Raw genomic sequence first — 15233 nt, 5'->3', positions numbered from 1 at the left:
CTCGCGTACTGCTGAAATCGCAGGTGAGGAGCGGGTTTATGGGTGTTGTTCTCGAGTTCGGGCAGATCGACCGGTCACAGGTGGGAATCGTCGGGGGCAAGGGTGCGAACCTGGGTGAGCTGGCGCGCATCGAGGGGGTGCGGGTGCCCGACGGGTTCTGTGTGACGACCGAGGCATTCGATCGGGCGCTCGCAGGCGCGTCGGCAGTCCGGGAACGGATCGGCGAACTGGCGGCCCTTTCCCCGGACGACCGGGCGGGGATCGCCGCGGCAAGTGCGGCGATCCGCGGGGATATCGAGGAATTGCCGGTGCCCGAGGACGTGGCGGCCGAGATCGTCGCCGCGCATGCCCGGCTCGGCACCGACGCCGCGTACGCGGTGCGTTCCAGCGCCACGGCCGAGGATCTGCCGACCGCGTCGTTCGCCGGCCAGCAGGACACATACCTGAATGTGATCGGCGCGGCGGAGGTGCTCGATCATGTCCGCCGGTGCTGGGCGTCGCTGTTCACCGACCGGGCGGTGACCTACCGCCTGCGAAACGGGTTCGACAGCAGCATGATCCGGATGGCTGTCGTGGTGCAGCGGATGGTCTTTCCGCGTGCGTCGGGCATTCTGATGACGGCCGACCCGGTGACGTCGGATCGGACCGTTGTCTCCATCGACGCCGGTTTCGGTCTCGGTGAAGCACTGGTATCCGGTCTGGTGAACGCCGACGTGTACAAGGTGCGCGACGGGGAGATCAGCAAGACCATCGCCACCAAGAAGATCGCCGTCGAACCGGTGGGCTCGGGCGGCACCGAGGTGCGCGACATCGACGAGGATCGCCGCAACGAACCCGTCCTCTCGGATTCCGAGGTGCTGCGACTGGCCGAATTGGGTCGGCGCATCGAGGCGCATTTCGGCTCGCCGCAGGACATCGAGTGGTGTCTCGACGACGAGATCCGGCTCGTGCAGAGCAGGCCGATCACCACCCTGTTCCCGATTCCCGAGGCGGCCGACGACGCCCACCGCGTGTATGTGTCGGTGGGTCATCAGCAGATGATGACCGACGCCATGAAACCACTCGGGATTTCACTGTGGCAGCTCACCAGTCACGCGGCGATGCGGGACGCGGGCGGGCGATTGTTCGTCGATGTCACCGAGCGATTGGCCTCGCCGACGGGCGGTCCCGCGCTGGCCGAGGCGCTCGGGAAGTCCGATCCGCTGATGGGCGACGCACTGCGCACTGTCCTCGAGCGCGGCTTCGTTCCGGTTGTGCCGCAGACTGATTCGGTGGCGATGCCACCCGCACCCGCCCCGATCGACACCGACTCGGCGATGGTCGACGAACTGGTCGCCGACTGCGAGGCCTCGCTCGCCGTGCTGAAACGCGAGATCGCTCCCCTGTCCGGGTCGGCCCTGCTCGATTTCATCCACGCCGACATCGCGGAATTGCGGCGAGTGTTGTTCTCCCCGCGTGGGTTGCAGATCATCACGGCCGCCATGGAGGCGACCGAATGGCTCAACGACCGCCTGGGCGAATGGCTCGGCGAGAAGAACGCCGCCGATGCGCTCACCCAGTCGGTGCCGGGCAATGTGACCTCGGAAATGGGGTTGGCGTTGCTCGATGTCGCCGATGCCATCCGCCCGCATCCGCAGGTGATCGAGTATCTGCGGGCGGTCGAGGAGAACGGCACGAACGATTTCCTCGGTGAACTCGAGCAGCGTTCGGGCGGGCCTGCGGCGCGGGTCGCGATCACCGAATTCCTCGACAGATACGGCATGCGGTGCGTCGGCGAAATCGACATCACCCGGACACGGTGGAGCGAGGACCCGACCACTCTCGTGCCGACCATCCTCGGCAATGTCCGCAACTTCGGAACCGGCGCGGGCACAGAGCGTTTCGAGGACGGGTTGCGTGACGCCGAAGCGCAGCGGGCACGGATCCTGCGGGAGTTGCGTGCGCTGCCGGACGGGGAGAGCAAGGCCGCCGAAACCGAGCGGATGATCGACCGGGTCCGCACCTTCGCCGGTTACCGGGAGTACCCGAAGTACGGCATGGTCAGCCGCTATTTCGTCTACAAGCAGGCTCTGCTGCGTGAGGCCGAGCGACTCGTGGCGGCCGGTGTACTCCAGGAACCCGACGACATCTACTTCCTGCGATTCGACGAATTGCGTGAGGTGGTGCGCGTCCAGCATGCGGACCAGGACCTCGTCGCCCAGCGCAGAGACGCGTTCGATACCTTCCGGACACTCAGTGCGCCAAGGGTTCTCACGTCCGACGGTGAGGCGGTGACCGGCGCCTATCGACGCGAAGACCTGCCCGAGGGCGCCCTGCCGGGCATGGCGGTCTCGGCGGGAACGATCGAAGGTCGGGCCCGGGTGGTCCTCGACATCGGTCAGGCCGATCTGGAAGCGGGCGACATTCTCGTCACCGCCTACACCGACCCCAGCTGGACACCGCTGTTCGTCGGCATCGCCGGTCTGGTCACCGAAGTGGGCGGCCTGATGACCCACGGCGCGGTCATCGCCCGCGAGTACGGGCTGCCCGCCGTCGTCGGTGTGGAACACGCGACCGACCTGATCCGCGACGGGCAGCGCATCCGGGTGAACGGCGCCGACGGCTATGTCGAGATCCTGACCTAGCCGTCGGCGAGACGCACATTCTCGGCCGCCGCGGTGACGTGCAGACCGTCGGCGGCCGGGGTGATCGCGGTGATGCGTGCCCCGAGCGGCAGGCTGTGCAAGGGAACGACGAAGGTCAGGCTCCGCTGGATCAGCCCGAGGGAAATCGTCGGACCCCCTGCCGCGTGGCGCACGGACACGGGCGTCACCTCGATGCCGTCGGTGGTCGGTGCGACGGTGACGATGACCGTGGCGGGCACCATGATCCCGGCCACCGGGAACCGGCCCGCCGCGCTCAAACCGTCCGATCCGAATTCGATGGAGTCCACATCGTCGGGAGCGAACCCTCGCACGACGTCGTAGGGAACGACAGCCGTCGCCGTCGCCGTGGACGCCACCAGGTTCGAGGTCCGGTTGCCGAGCACATCACCCAGCGGTGCGGACACATCGCGCAGGGAGACATCGAGATCGCGCACGGTGATGTCGTTGCCCGTCCAGTCGCCTACCCCGATGTCGATGATCGGGTACCGGCCGTCGAGCGCCTGGGTGAGGAACGGGAAACCGGGGATGTCGACATCGGGCTGTCGCGTGAGCTGGTATTCGGCGGCGATCTGGCGTCCGATCGCGTTCTGTGCCAACGCGAGCGCGACCCGGTCGCCGACGACCAGCGCGATGGCCGCCACGATCAGCAAGGTCAGCATCGTGCGCACGCTCAATCCCTTCGCCGCACCCGTGTGGGCAGTGGTCGCCCATGCTACGGCGCGGGCGCCGGTTCGTCCGGCCCGATTGGACCGCGACACAGTGGGTATTGCCGTCCACACGCAGTCCATCGGAGGGAAGGATCGACCATGGCGTACCCCGCCCACCAACGTTCCCCCATGTCGCGCCGCACCGGGCGCGAATTCCCCGACCACGCCCGAACCACCCGCAGCCACGCCGGTGAAGGCCTGGAGGACGGGTACAACTTCCCCGGCATCATCCTGTGCGCGATGGCCGTTATCGCTCTCGGCCTGTGCCTGACGGCCGCCGGCTACGGCTTCGCGGGCTGGGGTGCCATCGCCGCCGTGGCCGCCGCGACGCTGGCCGTCGCCGGTGTCGCCTGGTTGCTGCTGGAACACCGACGCGTGAAGTCCAAGGAAGGCCTGAATCTCACCGATCAACGCGGTCACTAGCCGAGCCGCGCTCGACGCCTCCGGCCTGGGTCAGGTCGGGGGCGTTTTCCTGTGCGGCCCGCGCGACGCTCGGGGGTAGCGTCGGCGTCATGGCCGACGACCACCAGATGGGCAGCGGTTCGGACACGATCCACGACGAGCACCACGACATGTCTTCGGGGCATCATCACGGCGACCACGTGGCCATGTTCCGGCGGTTGTTCTGGGTGATGCTGGCCTTGGCCGTGCCGGTGGTCGCCGCCGACATGATGTTCGCCGAACTCGTCGGTTACACCGTGCCGAGGGGGTTGCGGTGGGTGTCGCCGGTGCTCGGCACCGTCATGTATTTCTGGGGCGGTCGGCCGTTCCTCACCGGCGCCGTCGACGAGATCCGGGCGCGCAAACCCGCCATGATGCTGCTGATCTCGCTGGCCATCACCGTGGCCTTCCTCGCGTCCTGGGGCTCGACGCTCGGCGTGCTGCACCACGAGCTCGACTACTGGTGGGAACTGGCGCTGCTGATCGTGATCATGCTGCTCGGTCACTGGATCGAGATGCGCTCGCTCGGTCAGGCCTCGAGCGCGCTGGAATCGCTGGCGGCACTGCTGCCCGACGAGGCCGAACGCGTCGCCGACGACGGGTCGACCGACACCGTCCGGGTCGATGAACTGCGCACCGGTGACCGCGTCGTCGTGCGACCGGGCAGTCGGGTGCCCGCCGACGGGCTCGTCGAGTCGGGCAGCGCCGATGTCGACGAGTCCATGATCACCGGCGAATCCCGGCCCGTGCGCCGTGCACCGGGCGACAAGGTCGTCGCGGGTACGGTCACCACCGATTCGGCACTGCGGGTCCGTGTCACCGCCGTCGGTGCCGATACCGCCCTCGCCGGCATCCAGCGGCTGGTCGCCGAAGCCCAGAATTCCTCCTCACGCGCCCAGGTACTCGCCGACCGGGCGGCGGGCTGGCTGTTCTGGTTCGCCGCCGGGTCTGCCGCGATCACGGCCGTCGTCTGGCTCGCCCTCGGCCGGCCCGAGGATGCCGTCACCCGGACCATCACCGTGCTGGTCATCGCGTGCCCGCACGCCCTCGGCCTGGCGATTCCGCTCGTGGTGTCGATCGCCACCGAACGCGCCGCGAAAGCCGGCGTGCTCATCACCGATCGCCGTGCGCTCGAAGCGATGCGCACCGTCGATGCGATCCTGTTCGACAAGACCGGCACCCTCACGCGTGGCGCGCCTGCCGTCGTCGGTACCACCGCCACCCGGTCGGGTCTCGCGGACGACGAAGTTCTCGCCCTGGCCGCGGCCGCCGAATCCGAGAGTGAGCATCCACTCGGACGCGCCATCGTCGACACCGCGACCGAACGCGGCATCCACGTGCCAACCGCTACGGAGTTCACCGCCCACAACGGTGTGGGTGTGCGTGCGACGGTCGACGGTTCGACGATCGAGGTCGGCGGTCCCGCCCTGCTGCACCGCCACCACCTCGAGCCCGCCGAGACCGCCGCCCGCTGGTCCGCGCAGGGGTCAACGGTGCTGCACGTACTGCGCGACGGCGAGCTGATCGGTGCGCTCGCCCTGGCCGACGAGGTGCGCCCCGAATCCGCGCAGGCGATCCAGGCGCTGCATCGCCGGGGCATCCACGTCGCCATGATCACCGGTGATGCCGAACCGGTGGCGCGCGCTGTCGCCGAGCAGCTCGATATCGACCAGGTCTTCGCCGGGGTCCTGCCGAAGGACAAGGGCGACAAAGTGCGTTCGCTGCAGGAAGCCGGCCACACCGTGGCCATGGTCGGTGACGGTGTCAACGACGCGCCCGCCCTCGCGCAGGCAGATGTCGGTATCGCGATCGGCGCGGGCACCGACGTGGCCATCGCCTCCGCGGGTGTGGTCCTGGCCTCCGACGACCCGCGCGCGGTGGTCTCGGTGATCGAGCTGTCGCAGGCCACCTACCGCAAGATGATCCAGAATCTGGTGTGGGCGGCGGGGTACAACATCATCGCCGTGCCGCTGGCCGCCGGTGTGCTCGCGCCGTGGGGCATCACCATGCCGATGGAGGTCGGGGCGCTGCTCATGTCGGCCTCCACGATCGTGGTCGCGCTGAACGCTCAGCTGTTGCGGCGCATCGACCTCGACCCGGCCACCGTGGTGCGGGAGTGAGCACTCATCCGATGGCGAAGGCGACGAAGAATCCGGCCGCTGTCGCCATTCCGACCCACCAGCCGCCCTCCCGATAGGCCTCCGGCACAAGGGAATCGGCGAGCATCGCGATCGTCGCACCGCCCGCGAACGCCTGCACCGCGCTGATGGCGGTGCCGGAGATGGTGTCGGCCAGCGCGTTGCCGAGCACGGTGACCCCGACGAGGACGGCCGAGGTGACCGCCCACAGGCCGAACGTGCGGCCCGGTGAGAATCCGTGCTGGTCACGCAGGAACGCGACCGCGCTCACCGCTTCGGGCACGTTGCCCACCGCGATGGCGACCAGCAGCACCAGTCCCCCGCCCCCGACCAACGACACACCGAGCGCCATGTTCTCGGGAATTCCGTCGAGCACCGTGCCGAGCAACAGCGCCCACCCGATCGCGGCCCCGCCCAGCTTGTTCTCGATCAGATGGTCGGCGACCACATACATCCCGGCGCCCGCGAACAGCGCGATTCCCGCGATCACCGCCCCGTCGCGCCGGAACGCGGGCGCGAACAACTCCTCCGATACCGCCGCGATCATCGTTCCCGCCCCGAACGCCATCAGGGTCGCCAGCACCGGCCGGGGCAGCGTCCACCGCACCCCGATCGCCACCCCGATCATCAGCGGAACCACGGTCCCCAGCCCGTAGAGCAGCGCAGTCAGCATGCGCAGAGCCTATCGAGACAGTGGCCGCCGACGGGGTTCATGGCGCGTGGCGCGTTAGGCGAGGACACTTGGGACAAACGCGCCGATGCTGTCGAGGAGGACTGGTTATGGCGGATGACAGACCATTCGATGCCGATGATTTCGAACGGGTGCTGCGTGGGGCGAGCGATGAGATCCGCGGATTGATCGGGAAGGCAGGAGGATTTCTGGATCAGTCGGTGCTGAATTCGCTGTTCGGGCAGTTCACCGGGCCCCAGCAGGCATCCGAGCCCGAGACCACCGGGGATACCGGAGGCGGGGTGTGGGCGATCTACACCATCGACGAGGACGGGCAGGCACGGGTGGATCAGGTGTTCCCGAGTGAGCTCGAGGCTTTGCGGGCGCATCGCGACAACACCGATGAGCATCGTCGCGTGCGATTTCTGCCCTACGGGGTTCCGGTCAGCGTGCTCGACGCGCCCTGACGTTACTCGGTTCCCTTGCCGCCCTTACCTTTTCCCTTGCCTTTGCCTTTGCCTTTACCTTTCCCCTTGCTCTCACCTTTACCGCCGGTGTCCTTCTCCTCCTCGACGACGGTCCCCTCGCCCTGGGCGGACACGACCGGGGGCTGAACGGGTTGGACAGGATCGGCGCCGGCCGCACCGCCTGTCAGCAGGACGGTGAGAACTCCGACCGCCGCGGCGGTGGCGAAAGTGTGAGTCGACAACGTGAGCCCCTTCTCGTGGTGGAAAGTGCTACCTGGTGCACCAGGTCAGGAATGGTTGCGCAGGATCTCGACGATGGCGGTCTGGCCGAGCCGCTCCGCGTTCTCGAGCACCGTGCGGCCCTCGGCGTCGCGGATGTTCGGGTCGGCCCCCGCATCGAGGAGAGCGGTGACCGTGTCCTGGTATTTCTGGGAGCCGTCGCCGTAGATCACGGCTTCCTGCAGGGCCGTCCAGCGGGGCGTGTTCACGTGGTCGACGTCGACCCCCGCCTCGATCAGGATCCGCACGGTCGAGACGAATCCGTGCTCGGCGGCCGGGATCAGCGCGGTGCCGCCGTATCGGTTCAGGCTGCGCACGTCGGCGCCGTGGGCGAGCGTCATCGTCAGGATCTCGTCGTAGCCTTCGGCACCCGCGTACAGGTAGGCCGAATCCTGCATGTCGTCCTTGGCGTCGACGTCGGCACCCGCGTCGATCAGGACTCGTGCCGCGGCGGTGGCCTGGTTCTTCACGGCCGTCACCAGCGGCGTGCGGCCTTGGTCGTCGCGCGCTTCCAGGGGTGCGCCGCGATCGAGCAGTTCGCGCACGCGAACCCCGTCGTCGGCGGCCGCGGCCTCGTGCAGCGGTCCGGCGAGCGCGGGATCCGACGGTGCCGACGTCGGCGCGCCGGGCGTGCCCGAAGCAGCCGGTGTGGTGGTCGTCTGTGTGGTCGACGGCGCCCCGGACTCGGTGGGCGAGTCGGTCGAGCACGCGGCGGTGGACAGCACCGCCGTACCGGCGAGCGCCAGCACAGCCATGCGGATCGAGGTGATCACGTGGCGCCTCCTTTGCCGAGCATCCGATACATCGGCGAGCCGACCTGCTCCGGCCCCGGTGGACAGGCTCGCCGGTCGAGTTCACGCCCCTGACCACCCACGATGGCTACGCTCGACGCTACGTCGACCGACGCGATATGAGCCATCAGCGGAAAGGTTACCCTCACGCCCACCGACCACCCCGAACCGCAGCGGTAGTCCAGACAATCTGGACACATGCTTGTACCCCGGTGGCCCCGGCTGCCACAATTGCTCAGCGGTTGCCGAGGTTTCTCCCTGATACCGAAGGGGTAGTTCATGTGGCCGAATGCGAGATTTGCCGATCTGCCGAAGAAGCGTGGTCGGCATCGGAAGCATTCGGCGGCGCGGGTCGGTGCTTCCGCGGCATTCGTGACGGCGCTCGGCGTCGGCTGGCTCGAGGTGCAGAGTCTGTGTGCGGTGGCTTTGGCGGCGACGTCGGCGCTGATCGTGCCGGGCACGGGGACCAGCGACCCGTCTGTGGCACACGATTTCGAGAGCAACGCCTACCAGAACTTCATCGACGCCGGGGCGCAGGGCTGCACCGACAACGCCTGCCCGGGTGTCGATTTCGTTCCGGTCCCCTACGACGCCTCGCTGTGGCCGGTGATCTCGTCCAAGGGGCCGAGGGCGTCGTCCGCGAAATGGGACACCTCGGTCGCGGGTGGGGTCGCCACGCTCGATCAGCTCACCCGCCGGCAGCTCGGCGCGCCGGGTACCGTGACCGTGTTCGGCTACTCGCAGGGTTCCACGGTCGCCGGCGCGGAAAAGGCAGCGTTGGCCGGGCTCTCGCCCGAGGACAAAGCGCGGTTGTCGTTCGTGCTGATCGCGAATCCGAACCGGCCCAACGGCGGAATCATCGAACGCCCGGTCCTGTTCGGTGGGATACCGGTCGCCGACATCACCTTCGGGCCACCCACACCCACCGACACCGGCATCACGACCACCGACATCGCCATGCAGTACGACGGCATCTCCGATTTCCCGGCCTACCCGCTCAATGTGCTCGCCGACGCCAACGCGCTGCTCGGCACACTGCTCATCCACCCGTCCTACCTGCAGCCCAAGGGCAACGGCGCGGGAGGTGAGCCGAAGGCGGGCGCCGCGATCTACGGGTACCCGGACCGGTCCGAGTTCATCGCGCAACAGAACTGCGACGAGCTTCCACAGCACTGCCAAAACCACGGCGACACAACATATGTCACCATTCCGAACCCTCAGGGCGCACTGCCGCTGCTGTATCCGCTGCGCGCCATCGGCAAGCACACGAACCGCACCGATCTCGCCGAACCGGCCGCCGCACTGGCCGAGCCCGTCCTGCGCGTACTCGTCGAAACCGGTTACGACCGCACCGACTACTCCGCGCCGACCCCGTTGCGGTTCGAACAGCCGCTGAACCCGCAGAAGACCGCGACGCTTGCCACCGATCTCCCCGCCGCCATCGACCAGGGCATCGCCGACGCCACCGCCGAAATCGAGAACCCCACCCACAACACCGACCGCACCCTGCCGGCGGAGACGGTCCTCGCCAACATCGAAGATCTGCTCCCACCCGATCCGGTCGTGTCGCTCATCCGCGAATTTCTTCCAGCCGCGCCCTGACCAGGCGCTATTCGCCCACCAATACACTGGACGAATGAAGCATCGGCACGGTGATGGCAGTCTCGACCTGGTTCAGTTGCGAACCTTCCTGGCCGTCTACCGTTCCGGCTCGCTCACCGCGGGCGCCGCCCAGGTCGGCCTGTCCCAGCCCACCGTCACCAGCCAGCTGCAAATCCTCGAAAAGGCCGTGGGCCGGCCACTTTTCGACCGACTTCCCCGTGGCGTCTCACCCACGGCCGCCGCCCACGAACTGGCCGCCCGGATCGCGGACCCGCTCGATGCCCTCGCCGAGGTCACCGGCGCAACCACCGGTCACCCGCTGCCCGAACCACCCGTGCTGCTCGGCGGGCCCGCCGAGATCCTGGCCACCCTCGCCTTGCCTGCCCTGGCACCGCTGGTCACCGAGGGCGTGCGATTGCAGGTGGTCACCGGCCTGGCCGACGACCTGCTCGCCGAATTACGAACGGGCGCTCTGGATCTGGTCATCTCCGCCATCCGTCCGCGCGGCCGGGCCGTCCTCGCCGAACCCCTGGCGGATGAGGAATTCGTTCTCGTCGCGAACCCGGCGACCGCCGCTCGTATCGACACCGGACGTCTCGAACGCGGCGACGCCACCGCACTGGCCCATGTTCCCCTGGTGAGCTATGCCGCCGATCTGCCTATCCTGCGCCGCTATTGGCGCCACGTCTTCGGGCGCCGCCTCGAACGCCGGCCCGCCGTCGTCGTCCCCGACCTGCGCGCGGTCCTCGCCGTGGTGACAGCAGGCGGCGGCGTCAGCGTGTTGCCCCGATATCTGTGTGCGTCCGCCTTGGCCGCTGGAACCGTTGTCGCGCTTCTCGATCCGGAAGACCCGCCGATCAACACCGCCTACCTGGTCGGCCGTTCCACCCGCACCGAACGCCCCCACGTCTCCCTCGTCCGCACCCGCCTTCGCGAGGCGGCGCCGACCTGGTGATTCACCGAGCGGCCGGGCACCCCGAATCAGGTGGGCGTCGAGCGGTCCGGTGATCGGATAAGATCGCAGAGCTCTTTCGGTCCAGCCAGCGGCTGAAGGAGCCAGTTTGCGCTGCGGGCGCTCGGGATCGGAGACATTCGTGCACACCGCTGGATTTCGGCTGTCCACCTGCGGGAGAAGACCCACTCGCCGAAACCGTGCGAGTGTCAGGACCGGCATTCCCACGGGTCGTCGTGCCGCGCAGTGACACAACCGCCGCCGATCTCCTGGTCACCGAGGCCGCAGCCCTGCCGGGCCCGGCAGCCCGCATCCTGCTCGTCGAGGACGACCCGGGTGACGCGCTGCTGGTAGAGGAGCTGGTGGCCGATCTCGGCGCCGGACCGCGCCTGGAGTGGGTGCGCACCCTGGCCGAGGCGGGCGAACGGCTGCGCACCGACACCCCCGATTGCGTCCTGCTCGATCTGCACCTGCCCGACGCCAACGGGCTCGAGGCACTGGCGCGACTGCACCAGATCGACGACCAGATCGCCGTCGTGGTGATGACCGGGCTCGACGAGGAGCAGACCGGGCTCAACGCCCTGGCCGCAGGAGCGCAGGACTACCTCGTGAAGGGCCGGGTGGAGCCCGAATTGTTCGGTCGCGCGGTGCGTTACGCCATCCAGCGTAAGCACGCCGAGCGCACGACCGCCGCCCTGCGGGCCAGCCAGATGCGGGCGCAGGAGAACGCTCGTCTGGAACGCGGTCTGCTGCCCACTCCCCTGCTCGGTGCCGACCGCGCCGTCGAGGTGCTCGCCCGGTACCGACCCGGCGCCGACCACTCCCTGCTCGGCGGTGACTTCTACGACGCGGTGCAGGACGCCGACGGCGTGGTGCACGTGGTGATCGGTGATGTCGCGGGTCACGGCCCCGACGCCGCCGCAACGGGTGTCGCACTCCGACTGGCCTGGCGCACACTGGTTCTCAGCGGCGTCACCGGCGCCCGTCAGCTCTCTTTGCTCGAGGAACTGCTCGTGGCCGAACGCCGCGACGAGCAGACCTTCGCGACGGCGACCGTGTTACGGCTCGACCCGGTGACCAGGCTGGTTCAGGTCCGCCGAGCGGGCCATCCGGGAATGCTGCGGCGCGCGGCCGGCGTCTCGAGCTGGTTGGAGGTCGACGGTGGCCCGGCGCTCGGATTCGTCCCCGGCCACGGGCAGTGGCCCGTGCACGAACTGAGTCTTGCCGAGAACGCCGGGCTGATGTTGTTCACCGACGGACTGTTCGAAGGCCACGTCGGCGACGGCAGCAGGCGACTGGGCGAGGACGGCCTGCTCGCGCTCGCCAACACCCTGCCCACCGCACACCCGGACGAATTCGTCGACGCGCTGATCGAACGAGTAGAAGACCAGGCCGCCACAGCGGGCGGCCTGGACGACGACGTGGCCATCCTCTATGTGCGATGGCGCGACAACGAAAGGCTTACGCAGTGACGACCACAGCCCCCGACCGGAAACGGTTGATCAGCCGGATGACGGCTCAGGGCTGGTTCCAGCTCGTCTTCGCCTCGATGATCGTCGCCGTGATCGTCGGTGCCGTGGCAGGCGCCCAGGTCATCGCCCACACGAACCGGGTCACCGACCGGCTGGTGGCCCAAACGCTTCCGGCCGCCGCCGAGGCCGCGCGACTGCAGGGGGCGCTGGTGAACGAAGAGGCGGGCATCCGGGGTTACGTGCTCACCCGTGATCCCCTGTTCGTCTCGCAATACACCAGCGCCAGACAGGACGAGGCGAAAGCCGTCGAACGGCTCGAGCAATTGATCGAGGGCCGTCCCGAACTCCAGGCGGACCTGTCCGCACTGCTGACCGCCGCCGACCTGTGGCGCACCGAGTATGCCGAGCCGGTGATCGCCCAGGGCGGTGCACCGAACCGAACAGACATGGGCATCACCTATTTCGGCGAGTTGCAATCACGGTTCGCCACCCAGAACGACAATCTCACCGCCGCCGTCGACCGCGACAACAGCAGGCTCGACTCCGCCCGCACCACTCGTAACCTGGTGCTGTCAGGCATCGTGGTCGCCTTCCTGGTGACGGGAGCGGCGCTCACCGTCCTGGTGCGTCGCCTCGTCGTCCGGCCGCTCGGCTATCTCACGGAGTCCTCCCGGCGCGTCGCGGCAGGCGAATTCGACTCCCGCATCGATCCCGTCGGCCCCTCCGACATCGCGCTCGTCTGCGCCGCCGTGGAGAACATGCGCGACCATATCGTCGCCGAGCTCGCCTCCTCGCGGGTGCAGGAATCGGTGCTGCACCAGCAGAAACAGGAACTCGCCGATCAGGCGGAGGAACTGCGGCGTTCCAATACCGAACTCGAGCAGTTCGCCTACGTCGCCTCCCACGACCTGCAGGAGCCGCTGCGCAAGGTCGCCTCGTTCTGCCAGCTGCTCGACAAACGCTACGGCGACCAGCTCGACGAACGCGGCAAGCAGTACATCGACTTCGCCGTCGACGGCGCCAAGCGCATGCAGGTGCTCATCAACGATCTGCTCACCTTCTCGCGAGTCGGGCGCGTATCCGACGGCACCGAGCCCGTCGAGCTCGACCACAGTCTCGACGCCGGCCTCACGGCGCTGTCGTCGAGCATCGAGGAGACCGGCGCGGTGATCGAGCGACCGGAGCAACTGCCACGAGTCGAGGGCGAACCGACGCTACTGGTCATGCTGTGGCAGAACATCATCGGCAACGCGATCAAGTTCCGCACCCCGGGATCCACGCCGCTGATCCGGATCACCTGCACACCGGAGGACACCGGCTCGGGTTGGCAGTTCAGCGTCTCCGACAACGGCATCGGCGTCGACGCCGAATTCGCGGACAAGGTGTTCGTCATCTTCCAGCGCCTGCACTCCCGCGACGCCTACAGCGGAACCGGTATCGGGCTGGCCGTGTGCAAGAAGATCGTGGAATTCCACGGCGGCCGGATCTGGATCGACACCGACTATCACGACGGCACCCGCCTGTGTTTCACCCTGCCCGCTCTCGACGAATCCACCACCGCATCCGACGCCCGGAAAGAGGCTATCGCGTGACCGATCCCGGCCAGCCCATCGATATTCTGCTCGTCGAAGACGACCCCGGCGACGAATTGATGACGAGAGAGGCGTTCGAGGACAACAAAATCGGCAATACCCTGCATGTGGTAAGAGACGGTGAGGAGGCCCTCGACTTTCTCTACCGTAACGGCGACTATGCCGATGCGCCGACACCCGACCTGATCCTGCTCGATCTGAATCTCCCGAGATACGACGGCAGACAGGTATTGGAGAAGATCAAGGCCGACCCCGAGTTGTCACCGATTCCGGTGGTCGTGCTGACCACATCCGCCGCCGAGGAGGACATTCTGCGCAGTTACAAGTTGCATGCCAATGCCTATGTGACCAAACCGGTCGACCTCGACCAGTTCATCGCCGCCATCCGGCAGATCGACGAATTCTTCGTGCAGGTCGTCCGGCTGCCGAGGGTGCGCTGACGGACTTCACGAGCAGGCGATGAGCATGGTGACGATAGTGCCGGATTCGGTTGTCTCGACGTCGAATTCGCTGCTCACCGCGCGCATGATGGTCAGCCCCCGGCCGCGCGATTCGTCGGCGACCGAGGCACTCGGCTGCCAGCTGCCGTGGTCGCTGACGACCACGCGAATGTGACCGTCGGTGACCGATGCGCCGATTTCGACCGGTCCACCATCACCGCGATGACCGTGCTCCACAGCATTGGTACACGCCTCACCCGCGGCCAGGATCACATCGTCGACCAGTGTTTGCCGCACCGGAATGTCGCTCAGCCAGGTACGCAGCGCACGACGGACCTCGACCAAACGATCAGCCGTCGCAGAAAATTCCAGATAGAAAGGTTTCAGGGTGTTCTCCTGACCAGACGGGCGCCTCGGCACCGAGCGGTGTGCTGTCGGTCTCGCTTCTGGCATTTACCCCATCCGATCCACTGCTAAGCAGGGCGCAAGTGTGATGCATACGTCCCGCGAGGGTAGCGCGGAGACGTGAGACCTCTTCTGTAAGGTCCTATTTCATCGGGTAAGTTGAGTAAGATGTGTTCGCCGACCCGGCGGCACCGAGGCAAGAGGTGGAAAGTGGCGAATCGCGACCAGAACGGAATCCCCGACCTCGATGTGCAGGTACGCGCCGAAGACGGATTCGAAATCCTCACCGTTCGCGGCGAAGTCGACATGGCATCGGCGCCCCAGTTGCAGGCCGCGCTGGAAAAGGCACAGCAGGGTGGAAACACGCTCGTCGTCGACATGACCCAGGTGGGTTTCCTCGGGTCGGCCGGACTCAGCGCACTGCTCGTCGTGTCGAAAGCGGCACCGGGCCAGCTGCGGGTGGTCGCGTCCCGTGAGGTCGCCCGCCCCATCGAACTGACCGGCCTGGACAAGCTCCTCGCCGTGTACAGCACCCTCGAAGCGGCCGTCGCCGCCACCGACGGGGCACCCTCCGCGCTGTAAGCGCACGCCGAGCGGTGCCCGGATCGGTCGTATGAGATCCGGGCACCGCG

General features: G+C 67.7%; 15 protein-coding genes. 10 read left to right on the top strand and 5 right to left on the bottom strand.

Annotated elements, in window-relative coordinates; genetic code table 11:
• Positions 1 to 38: 38 nt before the first annotated feature.
• Positions 39 to 2624 carry a rifamycin-inactivating phosphotransferase gene (gene rph, locus LDL21_RS08090; RefSeq protein ID WP_225279461.1) on the top strand — a complete coding sequence of 862 codons (2586 nt, stop codon included), beginning with the start codon at positions 39 to 41 and terminating at the stop codon, positions 2622 to 2624.
• Here the strand turns inward: rph and LDL21_RS08085 are convergent.
• On the bottom strand, positions 2621 to 3304 hold the full coding sequence (locus LDL21_RS08085; protein WP_225280318.1) for an LmeA family phospholipid-binding protein: 684 nt from the start codon (positions 3302 to 3304) through the stop codon (positions 2621 to 2623). The genes rph and LDL21_RS08085 overlap by 4 nt on opposite strands.
• Before the next feature lie 147 nt (positions 3305 to 3451).
• On the opposite strand from LDL21_RS08085, the gene LDL21_RS08080 reads away from it, so the two are divergent.
• Together LDL21_RS08080 and LDL21_RS08075 are read left to right on the top strand one after the other, a co-directional pair.
• Positions 3452 to 3775 carry a hypothetical protein gene (locus tag LDL21_RS08080; protein ID WP_225279460.1) on the top strand — a complete coding sequence of 108 codons (324 nt, stop codon included), beginning with the start codon at positions 3452 to 3454 and terminating at the stop codon, positions 3773 to 3775.
• An 89-nt stretch (positions 3776 to 3864) separates the two neighbouring features.
• A complete protein-coding gene (locus LDL21_RS08075; protein ID WP_372462156.1) occupies positions 3865 to 5913 on the top strand; it encodes a heavy metal translocating P-type ATPase in 2049 nt (682 codons plus the stop codon).
• Positions 5914 to 5917: 4 nt separating this feature from the next.
• Here LDL21_RS08075 and LDL21_RS08070 read toward each other — a convergent pair whose 3' ends face one another.
• On the bottom strand, positions 5918 to 6604 hold the full coding sequence (locus tag LDL21_RS08070; RefSeq protein ID WP_181697298.1) for a ZIP family metal transporter: 687 nt from the start codon (positions 6602 to 6604) through the stop codon (positions 5918 to 5920).
• Positions 6605 to 6711: 107 nt separating this feature from the next.
• Between LDL21_RS08070 and LDL21_RS08065 the strand changes: the two genes are divergently transcribed.
• The gene (locus tag LDL21_RS08065; protein ID WP_225279459.1) at positions 6712 to 7068 is read left to right on the top strand and encodes an Rv0313 family protein; all 357 of its coding nucleotides are present in this window, start codon (positions 6712 to 6714) and stop codon (positions 7066 to 7068) included.
• 2 nt (positions 7069 to 7070) lie between these two features.
• Here the strand turns inward: LDL21_RS08065 and LDL21_RS08060 are convergent, their stop codons facing one another.
• Positions 7071 to 7310: a hypothetical protein gene (locus LDL21_RS08060; protein ID WP_225279458.1), complete on the bottom strand. Its 240-nt coding sequence runs from the start codon at positions 7308 to 7310 to the stop codon at positions 7071 to 7073.
• A 45-nt stretch (positions 7311 to 7355) separates the two neighbouring features.
• Positions 7356 to 8120, bottom strand: coding sequence for an ankyrin repeat domain-containing protein (locus tag LDL21_RS08055; protein ID WP_225279457.1), 765 nt, complete (start codon positions 8118 to 8120; stop codon positions 7356 to 7358).
• Between the two features lie 297 nt (positions 8121 to 8417).
• Between LDL21_RS08055 and LDL21_RS08050 the strand changes: the two genes are divergently transcribed.
• The 5 genes from LDL21_RS08050 (at position 8418) to LDL21_RS08030 (ending at position 14196) form a co-directional block, all read left to right on the top strand.
• Positions 8418 to 9740, top strand: a complete 1323-nt coding sequence (locus tag LDL21_RS08050) for a PE-PPE domain-containing protein (RefSeq protein WP_225279456.1) — start codon at positions 8418 to 8420, stop codon at positions 9738 to 9740.
• A 34-nt stretch (positions 9741 to 9774) separates the two neighbouring features.
• Positions 9775 to 10695 carry a LysR family transcriptional regulator gene (locus tag LDL21_RS08045; protein ID WP_225279455.1) on the top strand — a complete coding sequence of 307 codons (921 nt, stop codon included), beginning with the start codon at positions 9775 to 9777 and terminating at the stop codon, positions 10693 to 10695.
• Positions 10696 to 10928: 233 nt separating this feature from the next.
• Entirely contained in the window at positions 10929 to 12164 is a 1236-nt protein-coding gene (locus tag LDL21_RS08040) for a PP2C family protein-serine/threonine phosphatase (RefSeq protein ID WP_372462155.1), read from the top strand.
• Positions 12161 to 13756, top strand: a complete 1596-nt coding sequence (locus tag LDL21_RS08035; protein ID WP_308017118.1) for a sensor histidine kinase — start codon at positions 12161 to 12163, stop codon at positions 13754 to 13756. The genes LDL21_RS08040 and LDL21_RS08035 overlap by 4 nt, the downstream gene beginning before the upstream one ends.
• A complete protein-coding gene (locus LDL21_RS08030; protein ID WP_181697291.1) occupies positions 13753 to 14196 on the top strand; it encodes a response regulator in 444 nt (147 codons plus the stop codon). The genes LDL21_RS08035 and LDL21_RS08030 overlap by 4 nt, the downstream gene beginning before the upstream one ends.
• Positions 14197 to 14202: 6 nt before the next feature.
• Here LDL21_RS08030 and LDL21_RS08025 read toward each other — a convergent pair whose 3' ends face one another.
• The gene (locus LDL21_RS08025; protein WP_225280314.1) at positions 14203 to 14616 is read right to left on the bottom strand and encodes an ATP-binding protein; all 414 of its coding nucleotides are present in this window, start codon (positions 14614 to 14616) and stop codon (positions 14203 to 14205) included.
• A gap of 195 nt (positions 14617 to 14811) precedes the next feature.
• On the opposite strand from LDL21_RS08025, the gene LDL21_RS08020 reads away from it, so the two are divergent.
• The gene (locus tag LDL21_RS08020; RefSeq protein ID WP_067488991.1) at positions 14812 to 15183 is read left to right on the top strand and encodes an STAS domain-containing protein; all 372 of its coding nucleotides are present in this window, start codon (positions 14812 to 14814) and stop codon (positions 15181 to 15183) included.
• Positions 15184 to 15233: the final 50 nt, after the last annotated feature.

This window comes from Nocardia rosealba (assembly GCF_020216065.1).
GTDB lineage: Bacteria > Actinomycetota > Actinomycetes > Mycobacteriales > Mycobacteriaceae > Nocardia > Nocardia rosealba.
This window is presented reverse-complemented; position numbering and strand designations above follow the sequence as displayed.

Excerpts from the sequence above, each read along its gene's own strand:
- rph (WP_225279461.1), top strand. The coding sequence starts at position 39 with ATGGGTGTTGTTCTCGAGTTCGGGCAGATCGACCGGTCACAGGTGGGA.
- LDL21_RS08085 (WP_225280318.1), bottom strand. The coding sequence starts at position 3,304 with ATGCTGACCTTGCTGATCGTGGCGGCCATCGCGCTGGTCGTCGGCGAC.
- LDL21_RS08080 (WP_225279460.1), top strand. The coding sequence starts at position 3,452 with ATGGCGTACCCCGCCCACCAACGTTCCCCCATGTCGCGCCGCACCGGG.
- LDL21_RS08075 (WP_372462156.1), top strand. The coding sequence starts at position 3,865 with ATGGCCGACGACCACCAGATGGGCAGCGGTTCGGACACGATCCACGAC.
- LDL21_RS08070 (WP_181697298.1), bottom strand. The coding sequence starts at position 6,604 with ATGCTGACTGCGCTGCTCTACGGGCTGGGGACCGTGGTTCCGCTGATG.
- LDL21_RS08065 (WP_225279459.1), top strand. The coding sequence starts at position 6,712 with ATGGCGGATGACAGACCATTCGATGCCGATGATTTCGAACGGGTGCTG.
- LDL21_RS08050 (WP_225279456.1), top strand. The coding sequence starts at position 8,418 with ATGTGGCCGAATGCGAGATTTGCCGATCTGCCGAAGAAGCGTGGTCGG.
- LDL21_RS08045 (WP_225279455.1), top strand. The coding sequence starts at position 9,775 with ATGAAGCATCGGCACGGTGATGGCAGTCTCGACCTGGTTCAGTTGCGA.